At 44.9% G+C, this 26,136-nt stretch carries 25 protein-coding genes; 6 read left to right on the forward strand and 19 right to left on the reverse strand.

The annotated features are described in order from the left end of the window. Positions 1–13: 13 nt before the first annotated feature. The 6 genes from NLX67_RS12730 to NLX67_RS12755 all read right to left on the reverse strand — a co-directional run bounded on the left by NLX67_RS12730 (position 14) and on the right by NLX67_RS12755 (position 4,866). Complete coding sequence (locus NLX67_RS12730) at positions 14–829, reverse strand: purine-nucleoside phosphorylase (protein ID WP_254311981.1); 816 nt, start codon at positions 827–829, stop codon at positions 14–16. Next, the gene (deoB, locus tag NLX67_RS12735) at positions 826–2,007 is read right to left on the reverse strand and encodes a phosphopentomutase (protein ID WP_254311982.1); all 1,182 of its coding nucleotides are present in this window, start codon (positions 2,005–2,007) and stop codon (positions 826–828) included. The genes NLX67_RS12730 and deoB overlap by 4 nt, the downstream gene beginning before the upstream one ends. A gap of 153 nt (positions 2,008–2,160) precedes the next feature. Continuing rightward, complete coding sequence (gene xerD, locus NLX67_RS12740; protein ID WP_046180453.1) at positions 2,161–3,051, reverse strand: site-specific tyrosine recombinase XerD; 891 nt, start codon at positions 3,049–3,051, stop codon at positions 2,161–2,163. 50 nt (positions 3,052–3,101) lie between these two features. Then, entirely contained in the window at positions 3,102–3,587 is a 486-nt protein-coding gene (gene fur / locus NLX67_RS12745; RefSeq protein ID WP_046180452.1) for a ferric iron uptake transcriptional regulator, read from the reverse strand. Between the two features lie 55 nt (positions 3,588–3,642). Continuing rightward, positions 3,643–4,272 (reverse strand): stage II sporulation protein M, encoded by a 630-nt coding sequence (gene spoIIM, locus NLX67_RS12750; protein ID WP_254311983.1) that lies wholly within the window; start codon positions 4,270–4,272, stop codon positions 3,643–3,645. A gap of 48 nt (positions 4,273–4,320) precedes the next feature. Further along, positions 4,321–4,866: an NUDIX hydrolase gene (locus tag NLX67_RS12755; RefSeq protein ID WP_046180450.1), complete on the reverse strand. Its 546-nt coding sequence runs from the start codon at positions 4,864–4,866 to the stop codon at positions 4,321–4,323. A gap of 68 nt (positions 4,867–4,934) precedes the next feature. Here NLX67_RS12755 and NLX67_RS12760 point away from each other — a divergent pair, with 68 nt between their 5' ends. Next, a complete protein-coding gene (locus NLX67_RS12760) occupies positions 4,935–5,858 on the forward strand; it encodes an aldo/keto reductase (protein ID WP_254311984.1) in 924 nt (307 codons plus the stop codon). Beyond that, positions 5,807–6,766, forward strand: coding sequence for an alpha/beta hydrolase (locus NLX67_RS12765; RefSeq protein WP_254311985.1), 960 nt, complete (start codon positions 5,807–5,809; stop codon positions 6,764–6,766). Before NLX67_RS12760 ends, NLX67_RS12765 begins: the two co-directional genes overlap by 52 nt. 26 nt (positions 6,767–6,792) lie before the next feature. Here the strand turns inward: NLX67_RS12765 and NLX67_RS12770 are convergent, their stop codons facing one another. Together NLX67_RS12770 and NLX67_RS12775 are read right to left on the reverse strand one after the other, a co-directional pair. Continuing rightward, positions 6,793–7,569 (reverse strand): SDR family NAD(P)-dependent oxidoreductase, encoded by a 777-nt coding sequence (locus tag NLX67_RS12770; RefSeq protein ID WP_254311986.1) that lies wholly within the window; start codon positions 7,567–7,569, stop codon positions 6,793–6,795. Further along, positions 7,559–8,524, reverse strand: a complete 966-nt coding sequence (locus tag NLX67_RS12775) for an MBL fold metallo-hydrolase (protein ID WP_046180448.1) — start codon at positions 8,522–8,524, stop codon at positions 7,559–7,561. The genes NLX67_RS12770 and NLX67_RS12775 overlap by 11 nt, the downstream gene beginning before the upstream one ends. Before the next feature lie 162 nt (positions 8,525–8,686). On the opposite strand from NLX67_RS12775, the gene proC reads away from it, so the two are divergent. Then, the gene (gene proC, locus NLX67_RS12780) at positions 8,687–9,502 is read left to right on the forward strand and encodes a pyrroline-5-carboxylate reductase (protein WP_254311987.1); all 816 of its coding nucleotides are present in this window, start codon (positions 8,687–8,689) and stop codon (positions 9,500–9,502) included. Here proC and rnz read toward each other — a convergent pair. Then, entirely contained in the window at positions 9,499–10,416 is a 918-nt protein-coding gene (gene rnz / locus NLX67_RS12785; RefSeq protein ID WP_254312030.1) for a ribonuclease Z, read from the reverse strand. The two genes, proC and rnz, sit on opposite strands and share 4 nt — an antisense overlap. Before the next feature lie 128 nt (positions 10,417–10,544). Between rnz and zwf the strand changes: the two genes are divergently transcribed. Continuing rightward, positions 10,545–12,044 carry a glucose-6-phosphate dehydrogenase gene (gene zwf / locus NLX67_RS12790; RefSeq protein WP_254311988.1) on the forward strand — a complete coding sequence of 500 codons (1,500 nt, stop codon included), beginning with the start codon at positions 10,545–10,547 and terminating at the stop codon, positions 12,042–12,044. Between the two features lie 489 nt (positions 12,045–12,533). Here the strand turns inward: zwf and gndA are convergent, their stop codons facing one another. The 4 genes from gndA to mce form a co-directional block, all read right to left on the reverse strand. After that, entirely contained in the window at positions 12,534–13,943 is a 1,410-nt protein-coding gene (gene gndA / locus NLX67_RS12795) for an NADP-dependent phosphogluconate dehydrogenase (RefSeq protein ID WP_046180445.1), read from the reverse strand. 32 nt (positions 13,944–13,975) lie between these two features. Further along, positions 13,976–15,094 carry a M20/M25/M40 family metallo-hydrolase gene (locus tag NLX67_RS12800; protein ID WP_254311989.1) on the reverse strand — a complete coding sequence of 373 codons (1,119 nt, stop codon included), beginning with the start codon at positions 15,092–15,094 and terminating at the stop codon, positions 13,976–13,978. A gap of 90 nt (positions 15,095–15,184) precedes the next feature. Next, a complete protein-coding gene (locus NLX67_RS12805; protein ID WP_254312031.1) occupies positions 15,185–16,732 on the reverse strand; it encodes an acyl-CoA carboxylase subunit beta in 1,548 nt (515 codons plus the stop codon). Continuing rightward, positions 16,732–17,142 carry a methylmalonyl-CoA epimerase gene (gene mce, locus NLX67_RS12810; RefSeq protein WP_254311990.1) on the reverse strand — a complete coding sequence of 137 codons (411 nt, stop codon included), beginning with the start codon at positions 17,140–17,142 and terminating at the stop codon, positions 16,732–16,734. Before mce ends, NLX67_RS12805 begins: the two co-directional genes overlap by 1 nt. A gap of 175 nt (positions 17,143–17,317) precedes the next feature. Between mce and NLX67_RS23045 the strand changes: the two genes are divergently transcribed. Continuing rightward, positions 17,318–17,374, forward strand: coding sequence for a hypothetical protein (locus NLX67_RS23045; protein ID WP_309143132.1), 57 nt, complete (start codon positions 17,318–17,320; stop codon positions 17,372–17,374). On the opposite strand, the gene NLX67_RS12820 is transcribed toward NLX67_RS23045, so the two are convergent. From NLX67_RS12820 to NLX67_RS12840, 5 genes are all read right to left on the reverse strand, one after another. Beyond that, positions 17,367–18,353 carry an aromatic acid exporter family protein gene (locus tag NLX67_RS12820; RefSeq protein ID WP_254311992.1) on the reverse strand — a complete coding sequence of 329 codons (987 nt, stop codon included), beginning with the start codon at positions 18,351–18,353 and terminating at the stop codon, positions 17,367–17,369. The genes NLX67_RS23045 and NLX67_RS12820 overlap by 8 nt on opposite strands. Before the next feature lie 59 nt (positions 18,354–18,412). Beyond that, the gene (locus NLX67_RS12825; protein WP_254311993.1) at positions 18,413–18,850 is read right to left on the reverse strand and encodes a BrxA/BrxB family bacilliredoxin; all 438 of its coding nucleotides are present in this window, start codon (positions 18,848–18,850) and stop codon (positions 18,413–18,415) included. 215 nt (positions 18,851–19,065) lie between these two features. After that, a complete protein-coding gene (gene meaB, locus NLX67_RS12830) occupies positions 19,066–20,148 on the reverse strand; it encodes a methylmalonyl Co-A mutase-associated GTPase MeaB (RefSeq protein ID WP_046180439.1) in 1,083 nt (360 codons plus the stop codon). Further along, positions 20,145–22,328 (reverse strand): methylmalonyl-CoA mutase, encoded by a 2,184-nt coding sequence (scpA, locus tag NLX67_RS12835; protein WP_046180438.1) that lies wholly within the window; start codon positions 22,326–22,328, stop codon positions 20,145–20,147. The genes meaB and scpA overlap by 4 nt, the downstream gene beginning before the upstream one ends. After that, positions 22,325–23,851, reverse strand: a complete 1,527-nt coding sequence (locus NLX67_RS12840; protein ID WP_254311994.1) for a methylmalonyl-CoA mutase family protein — start codon at positions 23,849–23,851, stop codon at positions 22,325–22,327. The genes scpA and NLX67_RS12840 overlap by 4 nt, the downstream gene beginning before the upstream one ends. Positions 23,852–24,045: 194 nt before the next feature. Here NLX67_RS12840 and NLX67_RS12845 point away from each other — a divergent pair, with 194 nt between their 5' ends. Continuing rightward, positions 24,046–24,906 (forward strand): DUF1002 domain-containing protein, encoded by an 861-nt coding sequence (locus tag NLX67_RS12845; protein WP_254311995.1) that lies wholly within the window; start codon positions 24,046–24,048, stop codon positions 24,904–24,906. Positions 24,907–24,942: 36 nt separating this feature from the next. Here the strand turns inward: NLX67_RS12845 and NLX67_RS12850 are convergent, their stop codons facing one another. Further along, a complete protein-coding gene (locus NLX67_RS12850; RefSeq protein ID WP_254311996.1) occupies positions 24,943–26,130 on the reverse strand; it encodes a dihydrolipoamide acetyltransferase family protein in 1,188 nt (395 codons plus the stop codon). Positions 26,131–26,136: the final 6 nt, after the last annotated feature.

The raw sequence follows: 26,136 nt of genomic DNA on the forward strand, positions 1-26,136 counted from the left end.
CATGATCACACCTTTACAAAGATTGGACAATCTCTTTTACGTAAGCAAGGAAATCCGCGCGTACTTTTTCTGTCGTTTCAATCACTTCCTCGTGCGCAAGCGGCTGATCTAAGATTCCTGCAGCCATATTGGAAATGCATGAAATGCCCAGCACGTTCATGTTGCTGTGACGCGCGACGATGACTTCCGGCACCGTTGACATTCCAACCGCGTCCGCTCCAAGTACACGCGCCATACGAACTTCAGCCGGCGTTTCATATACTGGTCCAGTGTTCCCTGCATAGACCCCTTCTTTCACCATAATACCCACTCGCGCTGCTGCTTCTTTCGCCAGCTTCCGCAGTTCACGGCTATACGCTGTGGACATATCCGGAAAACGAACGCCCAGACGGTTATCGTTTTTCCCGATAAGCGGGTTGCCGCCCATTAAATTTAAATGGTCTGAAATAAGCATTAAGTCGCCCGGCTCAAATGATTCATTCACGCCGCCTGCTGCATTTGTGACAATCACGGTTTCGATGCCAAGTGCTTTCATCACACGTACCGGAAATGTTACTTGCTCAAACGTATAGCCTTCGTAATAATGAAAGCGTCCCTTCATCGCTGTGACGATTTTGCCGGACAACGTGCCGATGACCAGCTCTCCCGCATGGCCTTCTACAGTAGAAACCGGGAAGTGGGGGATTGTTTCATATGGAATCGTAACGGCATTTTCCACTTCATCGGCCAGCACACCTAGACCCGAACCTAAAATGAGCCCAATTTCCGGTGTTTGATTAAGCTTCTCATTTAAAAACTGCGCTGCTTCGTTAATGTGTTCGAAGTTCATCGTAATTCCTCCATAAAACTTTTTCCGTACTCAGGCATTGTGACGTTAAAGTTGTCGGCAATCGAAGCACCGATGTCCGCAAATGTTTCACGCAAGGCAAGTTCTTCGCCCTGTGCAAATGCTTTTGAAAATACAAGAAGCGGCACGTATTCACGTGTATGGTCCGTTCCATGATGAATCGGATCATTACCATGATCAGCTGTTAAAATAAGCAGATCATTTTCATTCAATTTATCCAGCAGTTCCGGCAGACGCGCATCAAACTCTTCCAGCGCTTTTCCGTATCCTTCCGGGTCACGGCGATGTCCAAATAAAGCATCAAAATCAACAAGATTCAAAAACGACAAACCTGTAAAATCTTTTTCCGCCACTCCAATAAATTTGTCCATTCCATCCATGTTTGACGTTGTACGAATCGCTTCTGTTACTCCTTCTCCGTCATAAATGTCCGCAATTTTCCCAACGGCAATAACATCGAATGATGCGTCTTTCAGTTCATTCATCACAGTGCGGCCAAACGGCTTAAGTGCATAATCGTGGCGGTTTGAAGTACGCTTGAAATCCCCCGGTTCGCCGAGAAATGGGCGGGCAATCACACGTCCGACCATATAATCGCCTGTTTTTGTCATCGCACGTGCTGTTTCACAAATACTATATAATTCATCAAGCGGGACAATTTCTTCATGTGCGGCAATTTGCAGGACGGAATCTGCTGATGTATAAACAATCAATGCCCCTGTTTTCATATGTTCTTCGCCAAGCTCATCTAAAATTTCCGTTCCACTGGCCGGCTTATTACCAATCACTTTACGACCGGACTTTTCTTCCAGCTCCCGGATCAATGAGGACGGAAATCCATCTGGAAATACTTGAAAAGGGGTTTGAATATTAAGGCCCATGATTTCCCAATGACCCGTCATCGTATCTTTTCCGTTTGATGCTTCCTGCATTTTCGTCCAAAAAGCAGCCGATTTTTCCATCTTTTTAATTCCTTGAATTTCTTTAATGCTGGATAAACCAAGTGCCTCCATATTTGGCATATTCAATCCGTTCATTCTTTCAGCAATATGACCGAGTGTGTCAGCGCCTTCATCCCCGAACATAGAGGCATCCGGTGCTTCTCCAATTCCAACTGAGTCGAGAACGATTAAGTGAATCCGTTTAAACGAATGATCCATTTTTCCGTTTCTCCCTTCTGATCCATTGTATTCTTATTTTTACCCTGACTGCCTGACAGATAACCTGTAAAACGTTAATTGTCAGAAGTCTGACTTCTCTTTTTTAGTATAATCCATTTGTACATAAAATACAAAATGCGCCCGAAAAATTTTTCAGGCACGGGGGTGAAACTGACTATATACATCTTTTAACCTCGTTTTTGTCACATGCGTATAAATTTGAGTAGTTGAAATGTCCGCATGGCCAAGCATTTCCTGCACCGCCCGCAAATCTGCACCGTTTTCCAGTAAATGTGTAGCAAACGAATGGCGGATCGTATGCGGTGTTAACTCTTTCTCAATCGTCGCTTTTTTGGCCATTGCTTTAATGACTTTCCAAAACCCTTGGCGCGTCAGCCGCTGCCCATAATGATTTAAAAATAGTGCTTCATCACGTCGTTTAGTGGAAACAAGTTTCGGACGGCCGCTTTGCAAGTATCGCTCAATGGCTTCCAGTGCATGGCTTCCAACGGGAATAATCCGCTCTTTGCCGCCTTTTCCAGTGCAGCGGACAAACCCCATTGTGATATGAACATCTTCTTTATTTAAAGACGTTAATTCACTAACGCGCAAACCAGATGCGTACATCAGCTCAATCATCGCTTTATCCCGCATGCCCAGCGGCGTCGTCGTGTCAGGTGCGGCAAGCAATGCTTCCGTTTCTTCCATGTTTAATACTTTCGGAAGCGTACGGCCGGATTTAGGCGTTTCAATATGATGTGTCGGATCATGCGCGCTGATCCGGTCTTGAATTAAAAAGTGATGAAAGGAGCGAATCGTTGAAATATGGCGGGCAATTGTTTTAGCTGATTTCCCCTGGTCTTTCAGCTGTTCCAAAAAATGCAAAATATGGAGCCGCTGAATATCTGGCATCTTGATCTGCTCTACTTTTTCCATATACTCTGTATAATGGCGGAGATCACGCCGATAAGCCGAAATCGTGTTATCTGAAAGCCCTTTTTCAACAAGCGAAAAATGCAAAAAATCATTTACATGGTCATTCATACATACACCTCCTTCATTATAAAAAAACCTTCCGATTGGAATCGAAAGGTTTATTCTGCGTGCTGCTTTTCCAAATCTTCCTGCTCATCTTCTTGCTCTTTCGAATGGCATCTGCTGCAAATGCCATGAAACGTCAGGCGGTGATCTTTAATTTTAAAATTCCATCTGCTTTCAACAATCGCTTCTACATCATCCAGCAAATCTTCTTGAATCTCATCCACCGCTCCGCATTCAATACAGACGAGATGATGGTGAAAGTGCGCTGCGCCTTCCTGGCGAAGATCGTAGCGGGAGACACCGTCTCCAAAATTTATTTTATCAACCACTTTGAGTTCATTTAATAATTCGAGCGTTCTGTAGACTGTAGCCAACCCAATTTCCGGTGCTTTTTCTTTAACGAGGAGGTACACGTCTTCAGCGCTTAAATGGTCCTCTTCATGTTCAAGAAGAACACGCACAGTAGCTTCGCGCTGCGGTGTTAATTTATAGCTTGCTGAGTGCAGCTGTTTTTTTATTCGGTCAATCCGGCTTTCCATTTTTGTCCCCTCCCTCGCCGATGTACTCTTTATTATAACAAAAGGCGCCAATGAATCAAAAGAATTTATTTACAAGAATATTCATAAACTGGCTCGAGATAAATGCCTCCGTTAACGAAGCAAGCAAAATGGCTGCTGCTCCCCCGCCGGCATAGCCTACATAAACGAGAAAACTTTTCGCTATCGGGATGGGCATCGTCTGGCGTGTTGTAATTTTTTGAACGAGACGGATCGAACAAGACGCGGACATCACTGCGGTAAATAAAAAAACAGGGACAAGAATTACATTTTGTGGCAAAATCGCTAAAAGCGATAGAAAAAGCCCGTCCCATTTCATTTGTTGAATAAGAAATCCGACTGAAAAGCCCGTCACTGCTCCTTTTAAAAAAAGAAGAATAAAAATGAGCGGCAATCCGATAATCGATATGCCCGCCACCCACATTGCACCGGTAAACTTTAAATTGTGAATCAAGCTTTCAACGAAAAGATCGGCCGGATTCGCCACAGTGCCGGCTGAAGATTGACCGAAAAACTCTTTTACATAGGAATACAATTCGGATTTTTGCACCGGCTCCATGCTGTTGACCGTCATCGCGCCAAAAGCCGTACCAGTCATAAACAACACTGCTGAAAATAAATACAGTGCCGCTCTTTTTTGAATATGATCGATGATGGCAGTCCACATAAATGGAGGCCCCCTCTCTTCTCGCACTATATGAAAGGGAGCCTGTTATTATGCCAGCCCGTTTAAACGGATATATTGAAGTGCCCAGAGCGTTTTCGCATCAAAAATCCGCTCTTCTTTTGCAAGCTGTTCCGCTTCTGAGAGCGTCACTTCCATTAACTCAACAAACTCGTCTTCATCCGCAGCAAGTCCTCCTTCGACCTTCTCCAGCCCTTCCGCCAAAAACACGTGAACGAGTTCATCCGCAAACCCTGGTGATGTGTAAAAAGACTGAACGTGTGTGATACTGCCTGGACGGTAGCCTGTTTCTTCTTCAAGCTCTCGTTCTGCGCAATAAGATGGTTCTTCTCCGGACTCCAATTTACCGGCCGGTACTTCAACAAGTGGACGCTCCAATGCTTTTCGGTATTGTTCTACTAAAATGATTTTCTTTTCATCGGTAATCGCGATCACGCAGACAGCACCAGGGTGTTTAATTAACTCTCGTTTTGCTTTGTTTCCATCGGGCAAAACAACATCATCGACCTGCAAGCTGATCACTTTTCCTTTAAAAACCGATTCCGTTTTCGTCGTTTTTTCTTCGAATTTATGCATCAGAGTTCCTCTTTTCTATTTTTTCCTTCCTTTATGATACACTGTATGAAAAAGGAAGGTGATTCAAGTTGAATACACGTGAAATTGGCCAGTCCGGGATTTTCGCCAGTGAACTTGGTCTCGGCTGCATGTCGATCGGGACTGAAGAAAAGCAAGCGGAAGCCATCTTAAAAACGGCACTCGACGAAGGCATTACTTATTTCGATACAGCTGATTTGTATGACTTCGGTCTCAACGAACAGCTCGTCGGCAAAACCCTTCATTCTGTCCGCGATCAAGTAGTTATTGCCACAAAAGCAGGCAACCGCTGGACAGAGTCAAAAGACAGCTGGACGTGGGATGCTTCTAAGACGTACATAAAAGAAGCGGCAAAACAAAGTTTAAAACGCCTCGGCATTGACTATATTGATTTATATCAGCTGCATGGCGGTACACTTGATGATCCGATCGATGAAACAATTGAAGCGTTTGAGGACCTAAAAGCAGAAGGATTTATCCGCGCATATGGCATTTCCTCCATCCGCCCGACCGTCATCGACCAGTATGTAAAACGATCCAACCTTTCAAATGTCATGATGCAGTACAGCATATTGGACCGCCGTCCTGAAGTACAGGCGCTTCCTATTTTAGCAGAGAATGGCGTCACTGTCGCCGCCCGTGGTCCTGTTGCGTTTGGCTTGTTAAGCAGTCAATGGCGCGATAAACTGCCGAAAGCGTCAAAAAAAGGACTCAATTGGTACACTGAAGCCGAACTGGAAACCGTATTATCAACGCTTGAAAAGAATCTGCCAGAAGGACGCACATTAAACGGCCTTGCTTTTCGCTACGTGCTTCAGCATCCCGCTGCAGCTACTGTTGTTGCCGGTGCAAGCTCCGTGGAACAGTTAAAAGAAAATGCCCGTGCGGTCCAGGAAGCTGTGCTGACGGAGGAAGAATATAAATGGATACAAGATATATCAAAAACAGCCGACTACGACGCTCATCGGCTATAAAGAAAGGGCTTGCTGCCGGTCTTTCCGCAGCTTTTTTAACGGCTGGAACGGGTTTTTATTTGTCAAACCGGATTTTGTATATTGCCAAAAAAGCGGAAGAAGCGATTACAGAACGAGAAACAAAAGCCGGCCGATACGATAAAAACGTGTATAACCAGCTTCCGAAAGAAGAAGTGTGGGTCTCATCTCTTGATGGCACCCGTCTGAAAAGCGTCTTTATTACACCAAATCCCGGCCAGCCGTACGTAATCTTTTGCCACGGTGTAACCGAACATAAAGTCAATTCTGTTAAATATATGAATGTGTTTTTAAAACGCGGTTTTAATGCTGTTCTCTTTGATCATCGCCGCCACGGGGAATCGGAAGGATCATTTACAAGCTATGGACATTTTGAAAAACATGACTTAAAAGCAGTTGTTGATGAACTCGTCCGCCGTGAAGGTGCGGACGTTCGTTTCGGCATTCACGGCGAATCAATGGGTGCGGTCACTCTTTTATTATACGCTGGCACCTTAGAAGACAAAGCGTCTTTTTACGTGGCGGACTGTCCGTTTTCAGACTTCCGCAAACAAGTGCAGCATCAAATAAAGCGTGAACTTGGCTTTTCACCGCCGTTTTTCATGACGATCGCCGAATGGGCCGTCTGGCTGCGCGGCCGCTATAAAATGGCAGAACTGTCGCCGCTTAAAGCCGTTGGAGACATTAAAAATCCAGTTTTATTCATTCATAGCAAAGAGGATGATTTTATTTTACCGGATATGACGGAAGCGCTGTTTAATGCAAAAAAAGGACCAAAGCAGCTGTTTATGGCAGAAAATGGTATACACGCCCAATCTTATAATGAAAACCCGGAAGAGTACGAAAAAGCGATTGATCGCTTTTTATCAGAATTCCATTTGAACCCATAATAAAAGGAGCCTATAAGAGGCTCCTTTTATTTTTTGAAAAAAGCGGTACGGCCAATTCGCTCAACGGTTTTCGGAAACAGTGAATGAATTCGGCTGCCGGCTGCCATCCAGCGGGGCATATTTACTTCCCGCACCGGACGGCCAATAACGTCCACTATTTTCCGGGCGACGTCTTCTGGATCAAGCATAAACTTGCCTGCGTTCTTCACATACGTTCCGTCCGGATCGGCCTGGTCGAAAAATGGTGTTGCGATTGGTCCCGGGTTAATGGCGGTGACAAAGATACCAAACTGGCCCATTTCCATCCTCAGGCTGTTTGTATAGCCAAGGACAGCATGTTTTGTCGCTGCATAAACCGCTGATTTTGGTGTCGCCATTTTGCCTGCCTGTGAGGCAATATTAATGATATGTCCGCTTTTTCGTGCCATCATTTGTGGCATCACCTGTTCACAGCATGTTATGAGTCCGGTTACATTCACGTCGATCATTTGCTTCGTCTCATCCGATTTTGATTCATGCGCCCATGTAAAATAACCAACGCCTGCATTATTAATGAGTACGTCCACAGTGCCAACCTGGCTAAACACATGTTCAATTGCCTGCCGGTCCGTTACATCAGCCTGGAAAATTCGGACGGAACCTGTTTGCTGACTGAGTTCGTTTTGCAGCTGTTTTAAACGGTCCAGTCGTCTGGCAATGAGCACAATGTGAAAACCTTCTAATGACGCTATTTTTGCCAGCTCCAAACCGAGTCCGGACGTGGCACCAGTGATAACGATCACTTCCTGCCTGTTACGACCCATAGTAATAAATCGCCCCATTTTCAATCCGGTCCACGTGAATGCTTCCCTGCTCAAACAAATAATCAAATTGACCGACAGTTTCAGACAGCGTTAAGCCGGTTTCTTTTTTATACACTTCCGGAAACAGCCCAACGCATACTTCAAAAACGGTCATAGGCTGATTACGCAGCATGGACAAAACGAGCGCCGCCCGTTCGCGCTGCCGCTCAAAACGGCGCTCGAGCAATGGATGAAGGGATGTAATCTCATTTCCATGGCCGGTCATCGCACAATGAAGATCAAGCTCCATCATTTTCTTCAATGAGTGTTTGTATTGAAGCAATGACTTTGCCCGCTTTCCTCCCGGCTCCATTGGCGGTTCAATTAACGGATTGGACGAAACGGTTTTTAAAATATGATCGCCGGCTAACAGCAGCCCATCTTTTTCACGATAAAAAACGAGATGGCTCTGCGCATGACCTGGTGTTTCAAATACACGAAAATCGGACAGGCCCGGCAATGCATCTCCTTCTTTTAAAAAACCATGCAGCTCACTGCTTTGTGAGCCGAAACGCAGTGTCTTTTCCAAATTGTTCGCAATCTTGCGCATTTCCGCCGGAACACCGAACTCATCAAACAATTCGAGAAAAAATTCTTTTCGCCAATTCATAAATGGCTCATTGTACGACAGCCAATTTTTTCCGTATTCATGCCCGTAAATGTCCACTTGAAATTGATCCAAGAGGCCGATATGATCAGGATGATGATGTGTCAGGATCACTTGCTCGATATCCGACAATTTGTAACCTGCTTCTTTTAAGCCGGTTTCAAAAATCGCTTTTGCTTCCGGTGTATTTATGCCCGCATCCACAAGTGTCAGACGATCGCCTTTCACAATATATGTATTAACATCGCCGATTGGAAAAGGTGTCGGCACTGTGATTTTTATAATATCTCCATATGATTGAATTCCCATGTTGTCCACCTCACACATTTTTAAAATGCTGCCTTAATTATACAGTGTATCGCTTCATTAGTGAATTGTCATTCATTTCTCTTTCTTCTCTTGACAGATACGTGATTATTCCTCATAATCACTTGAAAAGTCAAAATGTTTAGGCAACAGGGAGGAATTAGATTGAAAGCAGTTTTTGTCGGCGCAGGCTCTATGGCTGAGGCCATTATCGCCGGAGCATTAAAAAGCGGAGCGCTGCAAGCGGATCATACATATGTCACAAACAAAACAAACGACGCCCGTCTCCGGCATCTCGCTGAAGAATTTGGTGTTCAAGCCGGATACGAAGCGGGAGTTGCTTTGCAGGATGCAGACATCATTGTCCTGGCGATGAAGCCAAAAGATGCAGAAGCCGGGCTTCAAAGCATTCGATCTTTTATTCATGAAAGATCAGTCATCATCAGCTTGCTTGCAGGTGTCAGCATCGATTTTATGGAAGAAACGATTGGAAAGCCGTGTGCGATTATCCGCTCTATGCCGAATACGTCAGCAGCCGTTGGGAAATCCGCCACAGCAATCGCATTAAACCGTTTTGTGACAGATAAACAGCATAAATCCGCGCTTGATCTATTTTCAGCAATTGGCACGGCCATTACAGTCGATGAATCACAAATGGATGCTGTAACCGCTGTTTCCGGAAGCGGACCTGCTTATTTCTATTATGTAGCAGAAGCGATCCAGCAAGCCGGAGAAGAATTGGGTCTTGAGCATGAAACAGCAAAGGAATTGCTTATTCAAACGCTTCTTGGCGCAGCCAGCATGCTGTCAAAAAATGATGGTCAGGCAGCTGCGCTCAGAAAAGCGATCACGAGCCCCGGCGGTACGACGGAAGCGGCAGTGCGGACATTTGATGAATTCCGGGTCAAGCAGGCGATCGCGGCTGGTGTAAAAGAAGCAGCGGTTCAGTCCAAACGACTCGGAAACGCCTATATTCGTTAATCGATTGGCACTTCTAAAAAGTCGTACGCCATGATAACCGGTTTAAAAATTGCTGCTGCTTCATCAACAAGCTGCAGCTCCATCTCTTTCGTATAGCGAGAGCTAATATGCGTTAAGCACAGTTTTTTTACGCCTGCTCTTGCAGCTGTTTGGGCTGCTTGTGCCGTTGTTGAATGAAAATAATCCCGAGCCATCTTTTCACTTTCTGCATTAAACGTAGATTCATGCACAAGCATATCTGCCCCTTTTGCAAGCTGTTCAGCCTCATTGCACTGTCTTGTATCACCAAGGACAGTGATTATTTTTCCAGGCTGCGGGTCACTTGTATAAGGTACTGGGTCAATCGTTCGCCCATCTGTAAGTGTAACCGTTTGGCCATTTTTTATTTGTTGATAAACTGGACCAGGCGGAATCTGATCTGCACGCAGTTTTTCAACAAGCAGTTCACCTGCTTTTTCTTTTTCCGCAAATCGGTAGCCGTACGAATCAATGCCGTGATCAAGTTTTCCGGCCGTAACAATCATCTGGTTGTCCTCAAAAATGAGTCCTGGTTCAATCTCTTCTATCCACAATGGATATTGAAGGTGTGTACCGCTTATTCGAAGCGCCGTTTCAACGAAAGCACGAATACCAGCCGGTCCATAGACGGTTAGTGGTTCAGTGCCGCCTTGAAACGAACGGCTGCCCAACAGCCCAGGCAAGCCAAAAATATGATCACCATGCAAGTGCGTAATAAAAATCTTTTCGATACGGCGGGGCTTTAATGTCGTATGTAAAATTTGATGCTGGGTTGCTTCACCGCAGTCGATCAGCCAGACGGCGCCACGCTCATTCAGCATTTTTAACGCAATCGATGTCACATTGCGCCGTTTAGCCGGAACGCCGGCACCTGTCCCAAGAAATAAAAGTTCGATAAAAAACACTCCTTTTGTTCGTCTTCTTTTGACATATATGTATCATAAACAAAAATACTTGTCACTTTCATTGTTTTGTGAAAAAATGCAATAGTATAAAAATGAATCTCAAAAGCGGGGTTAGTAACGTGAAACAATTTGAAACGCCATCAGCGCTGACGATTCTGTTCGGTGCAACAGGAGATTTGGCCAAACGAAAATTATATCCATCTCTTTACCGTCTTTATCGGAAAGGGCATTTATCTTCCGGCTTCGCTGTCATTGGAACAGCACGTCGTCCGTGGGATAACGACGTCTTTCGGGAACACGTCAAGAAATCAGTCATGGAATCCACTCCTATTCATGACAAAATAGATGAATTTATTTCACACTTTTATTATTTGCCGCACGACGTATCCGATTCCGATTCGTACGCGGCATTGCGAACACTTTCTAATGAACTTGATCAAACATATTCGCTTGACGGCAACCGCCTCTTTTATCTCGCTATGGCGCCGGAATTTTTCGGTACAATTGCCGATCACTTGAAGTTGGATGGCTTAACCGATACAAAAGGTTTTGGGCGCCTCGTCATTGAAAAGCCGTTTGGCCATGACCTGCCTTCTGCGCAACAACTAAATGCACAAATCCGCCGGTCTTTTAATGAAAAAGACATTTACCGTATTGATCATTATCTCGGCAAAGAAATGGTTCAGAATATTGAAGCAATCCGTTTTGCCAATGCGCTATTTGAACCACTTTGGAACAACCGCTATATTTCAAACATTCAAATTACATCCAGTGAAACGCTAGGAGTAGAGGAACGAGGCGGCTATTACGAAACGAGTGGTGCGCTGAAAGATATGGTGCAGAATCATATGCTGCAAATGGTTTCACTCCTGGCAATGGAACCGCCGATCAGTTTGCAGGATGATGAAATTCGCCATGAAAAAGTACGAGCTTTCCGTTCGATGCGGCCCTTGACGACGGAAACGGTTAATGACTATTTTGTCCGCGGGCAATACGGACCTAATGAAGACGAACAGCTTCCAGGTTATCGTGAAGAGCTAAATGTAAACCCAGAATCAAATACCGAAACGTATGTAGCCGGTAAAATTATGTTCGATAATTTCCGTTGGGCCGGTGTGCCATTTTACATCCGTACCGGCAAACGGATGCCGTTGAAATCAACAAAAATCGTTGTTCAGTTTAAAGACATTCCAATGAATCTTTATTATCGCCCGGATGATAAAGAAATGGAACCAAATTTGCTTGTCATTCACATTCAGCCCGAAGAAGGCATTACTCTCCACTTAAATGCAAAACGGGCTGGCCATCAACTACAGACAACACCGGTTAAGCTAAGCTACGCGAATAACGGTGTGGATATTATGAATACCCCGGAAGCGTATGAAAAATTGATTCATGACGCGATGCGCGGTGATTCGACGAACTTTACACATTGGGATGAAGTGTCACTTTCATGGAGCTTCATAGATGTTATTTCAGAAGCATGGCGTAACGAGAAAGCCGCCTTCCCGAACTACCCAGCCAATACAAAAGGACCAAAAGCATCCGATGAACTGCTTGAACAAGATGGCTTCTTTTGGTGGCCAATGAATATGCTTGACGTAGATGTTTGTGACTAATAATAACGGAGCAGGTGCTGTAAGCACCTGCTTTTTTCCTTTACGGACACTTATCAACTCATTAGCTTTACTTTAAACCGCCGCCTCTTTTATGTTTCTTTATTTCTCCTTAGAATAAAATAAAATTATTTAAAATATTCTAAATATTTAGTATTTACAAACTTATATATATCTCTTATAATAGGAACCAGCAACACATCTTATCTAAAAGAAGGCGATTCCAGTGACACAGTGAAAGGCGAAAGCATATTTTCATAGATATGCCGGGTAAAAAGGAGAAAAAATAAAATCAAGGAAAGGAATTATTAACTGAATGAGTGAAGAAATAATGTAAGCGGCCTTGTTTATCCTAATCAGGAAAAACAAGGCCGCTTATTTGTTTTCACCTTTTCGTTTTCTTGATTTATATAAATTAAGAAAAACAAAAGCAGGCTTATTTATAAAATAAGTCTGCCGAAAGAGCTTTTTCAGCTTAGAGAACAAATGTTTTTATTTTTCCATCCACTCTGTATGGAACGTGCCTTCTTTATCTAAACGGCGGTATGTGTGTGCACCGAAGTAGTCACGCTGTGCTTGAATCAAGTTTGCGGGCAGCACGGCACTGCGATAGCTGTCATAGTAGGCCATTGCAGATGATAATGTCGGTACCGGCACACCGTTTAAAACAGCATTTGAAACCGTTTCACGAAGGGCGGAATGATAGTCATTCGTAATTCCGCTGAAGTATGGATCAAGAAGCAGGTTATCAAGCGTCGCGTCACGATCGTATGCTTCTTTAATTTTTTGCAGGAACTGCGCACGAATGATGCAGCCTCCGCGGAAAATCATGGCAATTTCGCCGTATTTCAAATCCCAGCCGTATTCTTCAGATGCAGATTTCATTTGAGCGAAACCTTGCGCATACGAGCAAATTTTGCCCATATAAAGCGCCCGGCGGACTGATTCAATAAATGCATCGCGATCGCCTTCAAACGTGCTCTCAGGACCGTTTAAGACGTCTGCTGCTTTCACACGCTCATCTTTCAACGCAGAAATAAAGCGGGCAAATACGGACTCCGTAATAAGTGGAAGCGGGACACCAAGGTCAAGTGCACTCTGACTCGTCCATTTACCTGTTCCTTTTTGAGCGGCTTCATCCAAAATAAGATCAACAAGCGGCTTGCCTGTCTCGATGTCTTTTTTCGTGAAAATATCCGCTGTAATTTCGATCAGGTAACTGTCAAGTTCGCCTTTGTTCCAGTCAGAGAACACTTGATGAAGCTCTTCTGCTGACAATCCAAGAACATTTTTAAGCAGCGAGTACGCTTCAGCAATCAATTGCATGTCACCGTATTCGATTCCGTTATGCACCATTTTCACATAATGGCCGGCTCCGTCGCCGCCAATATATGTGCAGCATGCTTCGCCCTCCACTTTTGCTGAAATGTCTTTTAAAATCGGTGCAACAAGCTCATACGCTTCTTTTTGGCCGCCCGGCATGATCGAAGGACCTGTAAGGGCTCCTTCTTCTCCGCCTGAAACGCCTGTGCCGATAAAGTGGAAGCCAAGCTCAGCAAGCTCTGTATTACGGCGCTGTGTATCTTTAAAGAACGTGTTGCCGCCATCGATAATAATGTCGCCTTTTTCTAGATAAGGCTTCAAAGAATCGATTGTTTTATCCGTTGCTTCACCCGCTTTGACCATAAGCAGCACCTTGCGCGGCACTTCAAGTGATGCGACAAATTCCTCTACCGAATACGTCGGCACTATGTGTTTGCCCGCGCTTTCTTTTACCATTTCATCTGTTTTTTCAGAAGAACGGTTGAAAACCGAAACCGTATAACCACGGCTTTCAATGTTCCACGCTAAATTTTTGCCCATTACGGCAAGTCCCACTACACCAATTTGCTGCTTTGTCATAAATATAAATCCTTCTTTCTCTGCTAGTTTTTTTACTCTGCGACAATTTCCACAATCGCTGTTGCCATTTCAGCCAGTTTCACAAGTTCTTTGACCGGCATTTTTTCGTTGACCGTGTGAATATCTTCGTACCCGACTGCGAGATTCACTGTCGGAATGCCAAAACCGGCAATGACATTGGCATCACTTCCGCCTCCGCTCGTTAACAGCTCAGATGGACGACCGATTTTTGCTGCCGCTTTTTGGGCTACTTTTACGACGTGATCATCTGCACCAAATTTAAAGCCCGGATACATGACATCGATTTCGACATCCGCACGTCCACCCATTTGGGCAGCAACTTCTTCAAAAGCTGCTTTCATTTTATCCGTCTGCTCATCCATTTTGGAAGGATCAAGCGAACGGGCTTCTGCTATAATTTGCACGTAGTCACAGACGATATTCGTCGCTTTTCCGCCTTCAAAACGGCCAATGTTCGCCGTTGTTTCCTCGTCGATCCGGCCGAGCGGCATGCGAGAAATTGATTTGGCGGCCATCGTAATCGCGGAAACGCCCTTTTCCGGTGCAACGCCGGCATGTGCTGTTTTTCCGTACACATGTGCCGTCACTTTTGCCTGTGTCGGTGCGGCGATGATAATGTTGCCGACATCACCGTCACTGTCGAGCGCAAAGCCATATTTCGCTTTAATGAGTGATGGATCAAGCGCCTTCGCACCAACGAGTCCAGATTCTTCACCGACTGTAATAATAAATTGAATATCTCCGTGCTGAATATTTCGCTCTCTCAGCTGGCGGATCATTTCAAACATCGCGGCCAGTCCCGCTTTGTCATCAGCGCCCAGGATCGTCGTTCCGTCTGTTTTAACAATGCCGTCTTCTACGACAGGTTTTACGCCGTTGGCCGGTACGACCGTATCCATATGAGACGTAAAGTAAATAGGATCGACACCCAATTTATTGCCCGGTAATGTACAAATTAAATTACCGGCTCCATGGCCTGTTTTGACTGCCGCATCGTCTTCATACACGCTGGCGCCAAGCGCAGTAAATTTCTCTGTTAATGACCTGGCAATCGTTTGTTCATGTTTCGTTTCGGAATCGATTTGAACAAGTTCCAGAAATTCATTCAATAAACGCTCTTCATTAACCACGCTGCACCTCCAAATTTTCTGCCTTTTCAATTATAAACGTTTTAGCTCAAAAAATCAGCCGGAAGAGATTATTCCTCCGGCCGCCGCTTCTTATAATGGAATATTTCCATGTTTTTTCTTTGGCCGTTCTTCTTTTTTCGTCCGCATCATCTCAAGCGCTTGAATGATTTTAATGCGTGTTTCACGCGGGTCAATTACATCATCAACCATGCCGCGCGCTGCTGCGACATATGGATTGGCGAATTTCTCACGGTACTCGTCAATCTTCACTGCACGAGTCGCTTCCGGATTGTCACTTGATGCAATATCACGCGCAAAAATAATGTTGGCCGCGCCTTGAGGCCCCATTACGGCAATCTCAGCATTCGGCCATGAAAAAACGAGATCGGCGCCAATTGATTTGGAATTTAGTGCCACGTACGCGCCTCCGTATGCTTTTCTCAAAATAACGGTTATTTTCGGCACGGTCGCTTCAGAGTATGCATATAAAATTTTGGCTCCGTGACGGATGATGCCGCCAAGCTCCTGCTTCACTCCCGGAAAAAAACCAGAAACATCCTCAAACGTAATCAGTGGAATGTTAAATGAATCGCAAAACCGGATAAACCGGGCCGCTTTGTCTGATGAATCAATATCAAGTCCGCCCGCCATAAATTTCGGCTGGTTGCACACAAGGCCAACCGTTTCCCCTTTTACACGTGCAAAACCGACGACAATATTTTTGGCAAATTCTTTTTGCACTTCCATAAATGAATTTTCATCTACGACATGCGCAAGCACTTTGCGGACATCGTATGGGCGCAGCCCATCAAATGGCACAACGTCTGTGATGTCTTCTCGGTAATCGCTTTCATCCTCCGCTTCGACTACTGGCGTTTTTTGTTCATTGTTCTGCGGCAAATAAGACAAAAATGCGCGTACCATTTCGATGACTTCTTCTTCTGTGCTTCCACGAAAATGCGCATTGCCGCTGACTGTATTATGTACTTTCGAGCCGCCTAAGTCTTCAGCAGAAATTTTTTCACCCGTAACGGTTTCAATCACTTTCGGACCGGTAATGAACATTTGGCTTGTTTTATCCACCATGAATACGAAATCGGTAATCGCCGGCGAATAAACGGCCCCGCCTGCACATGGACCTAGTATGACCGAGATTTGCGGAATCACACCTGAATAAATCGCATTCCGGTAAAAAATCTGGCCATACCCGTCAAGGGACAAAACCCCTTCTTGAATGCGGGCTCCGCCAGAATCATTTAAGCCGATAAAAGGGGCGCCATTTTTCGCAGCCAAGTCCATGACATTGGCAATTTTTTGAGCATGCATTTCACCGAGCGCGCCGCCAAAAACAGTAAAATCTTGCGAAAACAAATAAATCGGGCGACCATTTACTTTTCCGTAGCCTGTGACGACACCGTCGCCGGGCCCTTTTACGCCGTCAAGTCCAAAATCTGTATTGCGGTGCTCCATAAATGGGTTTAATTCAACAAATGTCCCTTCATCCAAAAGCAATTCAATCCGCTCACGCGCGGTTAATTTCCCTTTTTCATGCTGCTTCTCAATTCGCTCGTCACCGCCGCCGAGTTCTACTTCCCGCCGTCTATCCTGCAATTCGTGAATGCTGTCAAAAATATCCATCACGACAATTCCTCCTTTTTTTCACACAGTTCCATTAACACGCCGCCTGTTGATTTCGGATGCATGAATGCGACACTTGCCCCGGCTGCACCCGGTTTTGGGACGTCATTAATCATTTGAATGCCTTTGTCTTTTATTTCAGCCATCCGCTCTTCAATATTTTCTACTTTATACGCAATATGATGGATTCCCTGACCGCGATGCTCAATAAATTTAGCCACCGGGCTGTCCGGACCAGTCGGTTCTAACAATTCCAATTTAATATTGCCCGCGTCAAGGAATGCCACTGTCACCCCTTGAGACGCTACCGTTTCAGTTTTCATATGTACCATGCCAAGCTGTTCTGTATACAAAACGAGCGATTCCTTCAGTGATAATACGGCAATGCCGATATGATCTACTTTTTTCATCTCCTCATCCCCTTTGAAGAAAATATGTAAACTTTCCTTTCTTTGACACAAATGGCTCTTTGTCTGCGATAAGTCAGTTGATAAACGGCTTAAATGCCGTTACAATAGTTTATAACAACCACTAAAGGAGAGTTTCATGCGCAATAAAACATTTCAAAAGATCGTTGTGTACTTAATGCTGATCACAATGTTAATTTCAACATTAATGTTTGGCTTGACAATGTTTATGTAACAGAAGGGCGGCTTTCCCCAGCTGCTCTTTTTTTCATGCCCCGAAACCGTGCTTTAATGAGCAAGTACCGCTCCATTTCACGGACAAACTGCAGCAAGGCCGCACGCGCTTCAAATTCCTCACGTGTTTTCGGCAGCGGCATCTCTTCAAATTCCCGCTTCAAGTCGTTTAAATGGCTTAAATGCAGCTTCGCTGTATTGCCGGGATGAATATTCTCTTTTACTTCTTCCATAAATTTCGCAATCATTTCGGCCTGTTCAGGGCGATGGGAAATTGAAACAACAACGGAAATGAGCCGCTCAATAATTTCAAACTGCTTTTCGCGCATCGTAAAATATTGATAAAACGAGCTGTTATGGCGGGTGAAATGGTTCTGAACATCTTTATAAGCAAGCGATTTTGCTTTTTTAAGCAAGTCTGCTGTTTCGGTTAATTCTTTTCCATCCCAGCTATGGTCGTTTGTCCGTAAATACGCCGTAATTTCCTCCAAAATACGTTCAAACAGCTTTTCCGTTTGCTGCTGCATTTTCACAAGATTGTTTTCCACACTCGGCATGTAGGAATTTAATACGAGTGCAACGCCAACTCCGATAACGACTAGACCTATTTCATTTAAAATGATAGCCGTCGATAATTCTTTTGCGGCATACATATGTAAAATGAGGACAGTGCTCGATACGATGCCTTCCTGCGTTTTAATTGCTACCATTGTCGGAATAAATACAATTAAGATGAGGCCAATTACAGCGGCATGGTAAGACAGCAATTCAAAAAACAGAGCAGAGTAAAAAAGCGCGACTATCCCCGCCACAAGCCGTGTCCATGAAGCCTTCAGCGACTGCTGTTTTGTGTTTTGGATACAAAGAATAGCAATGATACCGGCCGAAGCAGCATTGTGAAGACCGATCCATTCCGCGATTAAAATGGAAATCGCTATGCCAATCGCCGTTTTAGACGTTCGATACCCGATTTTTATCATTCTTTTTCACCTCGAATTAAAGAAAGCCCCGCCGCGTGCGGCAGGGCTTCAGGTCATCTTTACACTTCTTCACAGTGCTGATCGAAAAGTGTTTGCAGATGTTCAACGACGGACATCGGGTGATGTCCTTCAATTTCATGGCGTTCCACCATGGCCTGAACCTGTCCATCTTTAATTAATGCAAAAGATGGTGAGGATGGCGGATAGCCTGTGAAAAAGCTGCGTGCCTGTGCTGTCGCTTCTTTATCCTGCCCTGCGAACACAGTTACCAAACGATCCGGGCGCTTATCATAATGAATGGCGTGCGCCGCTGCCGGGCGTGCAATACCGCCAGCGCAGCCACAGACAGAATTCACCATCACAAGTGTTGTTCCTTTTTCGTTTAATACTGTATCGACTTCTTCGGGTGTTGTAAGTTCTGAATAACCAGCCGCTTTAATTTCATCGCGTGCTTGACGAACCACATCGTTCATTAAAAAATTAAAATCCATTCCCATTGTTATTCTCTCCTTCTATGATTAGTAGCTTAATCATAAGGGAAAAAACCGTTTATTTCAATAAAGGGAACTGGCTATTTTCTCACAAAAGGCTAAAAAGAATGTTTATTTTAAAAAAACACGGGTACATTAGTAAAGCAACTGGATCCATACCCCTAAACTCCCTGTATTGACCAGCCGGATTTAATTCGGCTGGTCCTTTTTTCTTTTCTCTCTTAAATTGGCTTCTGAAACACTTCCTGAAATAGCTTCTCAGCCGCCTGCGCCGGTGTGACAAGTCCATCCATCGATTGCTTTTCCCAATCAGCCAGATGCTCTTTTACGTACGGATGTCTGTAAAAATAATTGTTCAGCTGTTCCCCGATTAATGTATGCATCCACTCTTTCGTTTGACTGCGGCGACGCTCTGCCATCGTACCTGCCATTTCTATTTTCTCTTTAAATGTCTGAATAACGGTCCAGATCGCGTCGATTCCTTCATTTTTCAATGCGGAACATGTATATGCTTTTGACTCCCATCCTTTTGTAGATGGCTTTAACACGTGTAAGATTTGGTCGTATTCACGTTTTGTTTTTTCAGCAAGCATTTTGTTATCTCCGTCCGCCTTGTTTACCACAACCGCATCGGCAAGTTCCATAATTCCTTTTTTCATGCCCTGCAGTTCATCCCCTGCACCCGTTAAAGTAAGCAGCATAAAAAAGTCGACCATGCCCCGGACGATAAATTCACTTTGCCCGACCCCGACCGTCTCAATTAAAATCACGTCAAATCCAGCCGCTTCACATAACAGCATTGTTTCTCTTGTCTTCCGATGAACACCGCCGAGTGTACCACTGGAGGGAGACGGACGAATAAACGCGTTCGGATGCTTGGAAAGCTGCTCCATTCTCGTTTTATCCCCTAAAATTGAACCACCTGAAATCGACGAACTTGGATCGATCGCCAAAACGGCGACTCGGTGGCCATGCTCACATAACATCATTCCAAATGATTCGATGAACGTGCTTTTTCCCGCACCCGGTACACCGGTAATGCCGATCCGAATCGATTGTCCTGGTTGCTTCAGCAGCGATTGAAGCAGCTCCTGTCCATAGCGATAATGGGCTGGGGCATTGCTTTCAATATACGTAATGGCTTTTGCCAGCTCATTCACTGAACCATTCGTTATATCTCTGACAATTGCCGCTAAATCCGGCAGCTGTCCGGCTTTTTTCCGAAACGTCTTGCGGGGCGGCGCTGTCATCCCATCATGAGAAGCGCCCACACCTTTACGCACATGCATATGTTCATCGGTCATTCAACCACTTCCTCGTAGCCAAGGCGCTCATACACTTTTTCTAAAATGACTTGCGCAGATATCGGAATCACTGTGCCCGGACCAAAAATAGCGGCAGCACCATGTTTTCTTAAAAAGTCATAATCCTGTGCAGGGATCACACCGCCGACGAATACAACAATGTCTTCACGGCCGCGTTTTTGCAATTCTTCCACAAGAGCCGGCAGCAGCGTTTTATGCCCTGCGGCAAGTGAACTGAACCCGACAGCATGCACATCGTTTTCCACCGCCTGTTTCGCCGTTTCCTCCGGTGTTTGAAACAGCGGACCGATATCAACGTCAAAGCCGAGATCCGCATAAGCGGTCGAAATCACTTTTGCCCCCCGGTCATGTCCGTCCTGGCCCATTTTCGCCACTAAAATACGCGGCCTCCGTCCTTCCTGCTCTTCAAATTCAGCCGTCATTTGCTGAACGGTTTCAATTTGTTCCGCATCGGAAAAGTTCGCACTATATACACCACTCACGGATCGAATCACCGCCTTATGTCTGCCGCTGACTGCTTCTACGGCATCAGAAATTTCACCAAGAGTTGCCCGAAGTCTCGCTGCTTCGACTGCCAAGTCAAGCAAATTGCCTTCACCTGATTGAGCGGAAGCTGTGATTGCGTCAAGCACCGCTTTTACTTTTTCTTCATCCCGATTTTCACGAACACGCTGAATCCGTTCAATCTGCTTCAAACGAACAGCTGTGTTATCAATATCTAATATATCAATCGGATCTTCTTTTTCAAGACGGTACTGGTTCATACCGATGATCACTTCTTCACCGGAATCGATTTTTGCCTGGCGGCGTGCGGCTGCTTCTTCAATTTTCATTTTCGGAAGACCTGTTTCAATCGCTTTTGTCATGCCGCCAAGTGATTCAATTTCTTCAATATGTGCCCAGGCACGTTCCATTAATTCATTCGTCAAAGCCTCAACGTAATAAGAGCCGCCCCACGGATCAATGACGTTTGTTATGCCGGTTTCCTCCTGCAAAAACAGCTGTGTATTCCGGGCAATCCGTGCCGAGAAATCGGTCGGCAGCGCAATCGCTTCATCGAGTGCATTCGTATGAAGCGACTGCGTGTGGCCCATTGCGGCAGCATGTGCTTCAATCAATGTCCGTGTCACATTGTTAAATGGGTCCTGCTCCGTCAAGCTCCATCCGGATGTTTGAGAATGGGTGCGCAGTGCCAAAGATTTCGGGTTTTTCGGTTCAAACGGCTTGATCAGCTGTGCCCAAATCCGGCGGGCAGCGCGCATCTTTGCAACTTCCATGAAATAATTCATTCCAATCGCCCAGAAAAACGACAGGCGCGGTGCAAACGAATCAATGTCAATCCCGGCTGCAAGACCTGTTCGGACATATTCAAGACCGTCAGCCAGCGTATACGCAAGTTCCAAATCGGCCGGTGCACCTGCTTCTTGCATATGATATCCGGAAATCGAAATAGAGTTAAATTTCGGCATATGTTTAGATGTGTATTCAAAAATATCGGCAATGATCCGCATCGATGTTTCCGGCGGATAAATATATGTGTTGCGGACCATGTATTCTTTTAAAATGTCATTTTGAATCGTACCGGCAAGCTGTTCTTTTGAAACACCCTGCTCTTCTGCAGACACGATGTAAAACGCCATGATTGGCAAAACAGCGCCATTCATCGTCATCGAAACCGACATTTGATCGAGCGGAATGCCATCAAATAAAATATTGGTATCTTCAACAGAGTCAATGGCCACGCCCGCTTTGCCAACATCACCGACAACACGAGGGTGATCCGAATCATAGCCGCGATGAGTCGGCAAATCAAATGCAACCGACAATCCTTTTTGCCCCATTGCTAAATTGCGGCGGTAAAAAGCATTACTTTCTTCCGCTGTGGAAAAGCCGGCATATTGACGAATCGTCCATGGACGTGATACATACATGGTCGGGTATGGTCCACGAGTGAACGGCGCAACGCCAGGAAAATCATCTATATGAGATAATCCTTCAATATCCTTTGCCGTATACAGCCCTTGCAGCCGGATTTTTTCATTTGTTTCAAAAGATAACGCCTCATAGGATTGCTTTACATCCCGTTCTGCTTTTTCCCGCTCTTTTCCCCCCGATGTTTCCGCTTGGTGTTTAAATGGATTCATGTCTTTTAACGTCACGTCACAGCACCTCCTTTATACAATGAAAGCACATCCATTAATTTTCGAACAATATCATCCCCTGCAGCGATCCGGCCGTCAGTTCCATCCATGCTCCACGTTCCAGCAATATCAATGACTGCACCATTTGCTGCTTCTCTCAGTTCAGCTGCTAATGATGACCCCAATTGATCATATAATTCATCCGGTCCGCAAATACAATAGTATGGAAGGGGATGACGTTGAATAAACTGCACGGATTCTTGAATGGTTTTACAGCTTTCAGACCGAATGGGTTCAATGCCTGCAACGGCAAGCACGCCAGCGACATAATCAGCACGTGGTTTATACTTTTTCAACTCACCAAGACAAATTAATCCTGCTGCGACAGACTGTTCAGTTTGCGACAGCTGCACTGAAGCAAGACGAAGCGCCTCAAATGGTTCCGCCATTCTTTTTAATTCGAGCGGTTCAATCGGTTCTCCATCAAAAGCCGGTACAGCTTTTTCTTTTTTCATCGAATCAATCTGTTCTGTCGGATTCGCGTATACATTCGTTCCAATCATTTGCTGGTGCCGTACTGCCAAATTCCGTTCTTTTTTTGCTTGGACAGCCGCAATGTCTTTTTGAATCGTTCCCGCTATAAGCGCCTCCCGGATGCCACCCGCTTCTTCAATGTCGGCAAATAAGTCCCAAGCCAATAGACCTATTTCTTCCGTAAGCGATTCAACGTAATAAGAACCTCCAGCCGGGTCAGTTACTTTATCGAGTAGTGCTTCATGCTTTAAAAGCCGTGGAATGTTGTGGGCAATTCGTTTTGAAAGGCCGGTTGTACAGCCGGTCACTTCATCAAATGGCTTGACAGTCAAATAATCAACGTTTCCAATGACAGCTGAAAAAGCGGCACTCCCTGTCCGTAAAATATTGACATGTGGGTCCAGCACAGACAGCATTGCTTCACTTGTTTCCACACTCAGCTTTGGCTTGGCCTTTTCATTTAGGTTATACGCGCTCATAAATGCAGACCAAAGGGTACGAAATGCGCGTATTTTAGCCAATTCGGTAAAAAAAACGGGTCCTGCAGCAAAATGAATAACACATTTTGCAGCGGCTTCATTTTTGTTTTCTGCCATTCCAATAAGGCAAACAGCTTCGGCAAGCGCCAGCGCCAGTTCCTGAACGGCATTTGCTCCCGCTAAATGATATGGAACGGTATTAACGGTGATGATTTCTTGATTATGTATTTCTTGAAGAACGGAATCTGCTGGAAAAATGCCGGCTGCCGCACCTGATGATATCGGATCCACTCCGATCTTCACATCCGCTTCCGGGAAAGCCGGAACGCGGTTAAATCCTCTTGTAAAAGGCTTTTCGCCTGGCAAAGATAATACGGTCTTCCGATCTTCTTTCGTGTATAAAGGTTTCAGTTTAATTCCTTCTGGTGTTTTTGTTTTCAGCTTTGACAAAGGCTTCCCCTTTAATGATGCCTCTGCGGCCGATCTCCAGTCCGTAAATGAAACCGGCGGAAATGTCTGGTTTTTCAAGATTCTCCACCCCTTTTTCGTTGAAATCGGTTACAATTCAGAAATCCGCAAATAGATTTCTCCTTCATTGTAATATAAAGAGGCATGATGAATCAACGCACTTTGGCCAAAACGTGAAAAATTATTGGCCTCATGCTATTCTATTACTAGCTCATTTGAATGACTTGAGCCAATTTTAAATCAGGAGAGAGAACATGAGAAAACTACTTAGTCTGCTCGGAATTGCCGTTTTCAGCCTTGGTACGGTTGTGTCTGCGGACAGTACACCTGGTGACGTCATTGTAACGCTGGGCGAGAACTTAACACCAGCCCAAAAAGAGCAGCTGCTTGAAGAAATGGACGTGCCGGCGGATGTTGAATCGATTACGGTATCCAATGCGGAAGAACATCAATATTTAGGTGACTATATTCCAAAAGCACAAATTGGCACAAAGGCGCTTTCCTCAAGCAAAATCACAACGGCTGAATCAGGATCCGGATTAAATGTGGAAACGAAAAATATTACATGGGTATCAAAAGAAATGTATACAAATGCACTGACAACGGCTAGTGTAAAAGATGCGGATATTTACATTACTGCTCCATCTAATGTCTCTGGCACAGCAGCGTTAACAGGGATTATTAAAGCGTACGAAACGACAACTGGTGAAACAATTCCAGAAGAGCAAAAACAAGTCGCGAATGAAGAAATGGTCACAACTGCGCAACTCGGTGAAGACATTGGCCAGAAAGAAGCGACCAACTTAATTGAACGAATTAAAGAAGAAGTCGCCGCACAGAATCCGCAGACTGTTCAGGAAATTCAAGTGATTATTAACAACATTTCCAATGAATTAAACATTACGCTGACAGATGCGCAAGTGGACCAGCTTGCTGCGCTGTTTGATAAAATGCAAAACTTGAACATTAACTGGGATCAAGTCAATTCACAGATTGACAAAGCGAAAGAGCAATGGGACAGCTTCAAAGGTTCAGAAGAAGGACAGGGCATTTTACAGTCGATCATTAACTTTTTGCAATCGATTGTCGATACCATTGCCGGATTATTTAAATAAAAAATGCCGCTTCTCTTTTTTAGAGAAGCGGCATTTTTAATAGACTGGCATTGTTTCTTCCGATGCCGATTCCAGTAATTCTTTCACCCGCTGCATGAACCGGCCGCAAATAAGCCCATCAAGCACCCTGTGATCGAGTGACAAGCATAAATTCACCATATCCCGCACTGCAATCATTCCATCGATAATAACCGGACGTTTAACAATCGATTCCACTTGTAAAATAGCTGCCTGCGGATAATTAATAATACCCATTGACTGGACCGAACCGAACGAACCTGTATTGTTCACGGTAAATGTTCCGCCGCTTACGTCTTCTGTCGTGAGCGTGCCGGAGCGTGCTTTTTTTGCCAGATCGTTCACTTCTTTTGCGATGCCTTTAATCGACTTATCATCCGCCTGTTTAACAACCGGCACAAACAATTTATCATCTGCTGCAATGGCAATGGAAATGTGGATGTCTTTTTTACGGACGATATGATCACCCGCCCACATCGCATTCATTTCCGGAAATTCTTTCAGCGCCCGGGCAACAGCCTTGACGAAAAAAGCAAAATACGTGACGTTGTAGCCTTCCGCTTTTTTAAATGTGTCTTTAATTGAATCGCGGTAGCGGACGAGATTTGTCACATCTACTTCAATCATCATCCACGCATGCGGCACTTCCTGTTTTGTCTTTACCATATTGGCTGCAACGGTTTGCTTGATGCCATCGATTGGCACAATGATGTCACCGCTGTCTGTCTGGCGATTTTGCGATTTTTCAGCAGCCGGCATTAGAACAGGCTGTAACTGTGGGTTTCCCGATTCGATCAATGCCTGCACATCTTTCCGAGTAACCCGTCCTCCTTTTCCCGTTCCTTTTACAGCAGACAAATCAATTTGATGAAGCTGCGATAATTTCAAGACGGCCGGCGAATAACGCCCGCTTTGATCTCCTGGCGCTTTTTCAAAAAACGTTTTTTCTTTTGTTTCTGCAGCGCCTTCCGTTTCGATCGTACAAATGACATCTCCGACAGCCATTTTCTCATCTTCGTTTGCCCAAATTTCTTTTATAACACCGGTAAAAGAAGACGGAATATCCGCTGTTACTTTGTCTGTCAGCACTTCTGCGATCGGGTCGTATTTGTTGACATGATCACCCGGTGCGACAAGCCATTTCGTAATTGTTCCTTCCGTCACACTTTCGCCGAGTTTCGGCATTTTCACCTGTTGAATCGTCATGCTGCG

Origin of the sequence: Domibacillus sp. A3M-37 (assembly GCF_024213455.1) — a bacterium.
GTDB lineage: Bacteria > Bacillota > Bacilli > Bacillales > Domibacillaceae > Domibacillus > Domibacillus tundrae.

What these genes read in the sequence shown, in the direction of transcription:
- NLX67_RS12730 (WP_254311981.1), bottom strand. Translation starts at nt 829, where the DNA reads ATGAACTTCGAACACATTAACGAAGCAGCGCAGTTTTTAAATGAGAAG.
- deoB (WP_254311982.1), bottom strand. Translation starts at nt 2,007, where the DNA reads ATGGATCATTCGTTTAAACGGATTCACTTAATCGTTCTCGACTCAGTT.
- xerD (WP_046180453.1), bottom strand. Translation starts at nt 3,051, where the DNA reads ATGAATGACCATGTAAATGATTTTTTGCATTTTTCGCTTGTTGAAAAA.
- fur (WP_046180452.1), bottom strand. Translation starts at nt 3,587, where the DNA reads ATGGAAAGCCGGATTGACCGAATAAAAAAACAGCTGCACTCAGCAAGC.
- spoIIM (WP_254311983.1), bottom strand. Translation starts at nt 4,272, where the DNA reads ATGTGGACTGCCATCATCGATCATATTCAAAAAAGAGCGGCACTGTAT.
- NLX67_RS12755 (WP_046180450.1), bottom strand. Translation starts at nt 4,866, where the DNA reads ATGCATAAATTCGAAGAAAAAACGACGAAAACGGAATCGGTTTTTAAA.
- NLX67_RS12765 (WP_254311985.1), top strand. Translation starts at nt 5,807, where the DNA reads ATGGATACAAGATATATCAAAAACAGCCGACTACGACGCTCATCGGCT.
- NLX67_RS12770 (WP_254311986.1), bottom strand. Translation starts at nt 7,569, where the DNA reads ATGGGTCGTAACAGGCAGGAAGTGATCGTTATCACTGGTGCCACGTCC.
- NLX67_RS12775 (WP_046180448.1), bottom strand. Translation starts at nt 8,524, where the DNA reads ATGGGAATTCAATCATATGGAGATATTATAAAAATCACAGTGCCGACA.
- gndA (WP_046180445.1), bottom strand. Translation starts at nt 13,943, where the DNA reads ATGACAAAGCAGCAAATTGGTGTAGTGGGACTTGCCGTAATGGGCAAA.
- NLX67_RS12805 (WP_254312031.1), bottom strand. Translation starts at nt 16,732, where the DNA reads ATGGATATTTTTGACAGCATTCACGAATTGCAGGATAGACGGCGGGAA.
- mce (WP_254311990.1), bottom strand. Translation starts at nt 17,142, where the DNA reads ATGAAAAAAGTAGATCATATCGGCATTGCCGTATTATCACTGAAGGAA.
- NLX67_RS12820 (WP_254311992.1), bottom strand. Translation starts at nt 18,353, where the DNA reads ATGATAAAAATCGGGTATCGAACGTCTAAAACGGCGATTGGCATAGCG.
- NLX67_RS12825 (WP_254311993.1), bottom strand. Translation starts at nt 18,850, where the DNA reads ATGGGAATGGATTTTAATTTTTTAATGAACGATGTGGTTCGTCAAGCA.
- meaB (WP_046180439.1), bottom strand. Translation starts at nt 20,148, where the DNA reads ATGACCGATGAACATATGCATGTGCGTAAAGGTGTGGGCGCTTCTCAT.
- NLX67_RS12845 (WP_254311995.1), top strand. Translation starts at nt 24,046, where the DNA reads ATGAGAAAACTACTTAGTCTGCTCGGAATTGCCGTTTTCAGCCTTGGT.
- NLX67_RS12850 (WP_254311996.1), bottom strand. Translation starts at nt 26,130, where the DNA reads ATGACGATTCAACAGGTGAAAATGCCGAAACTCGGCGAAAGTGTGACG.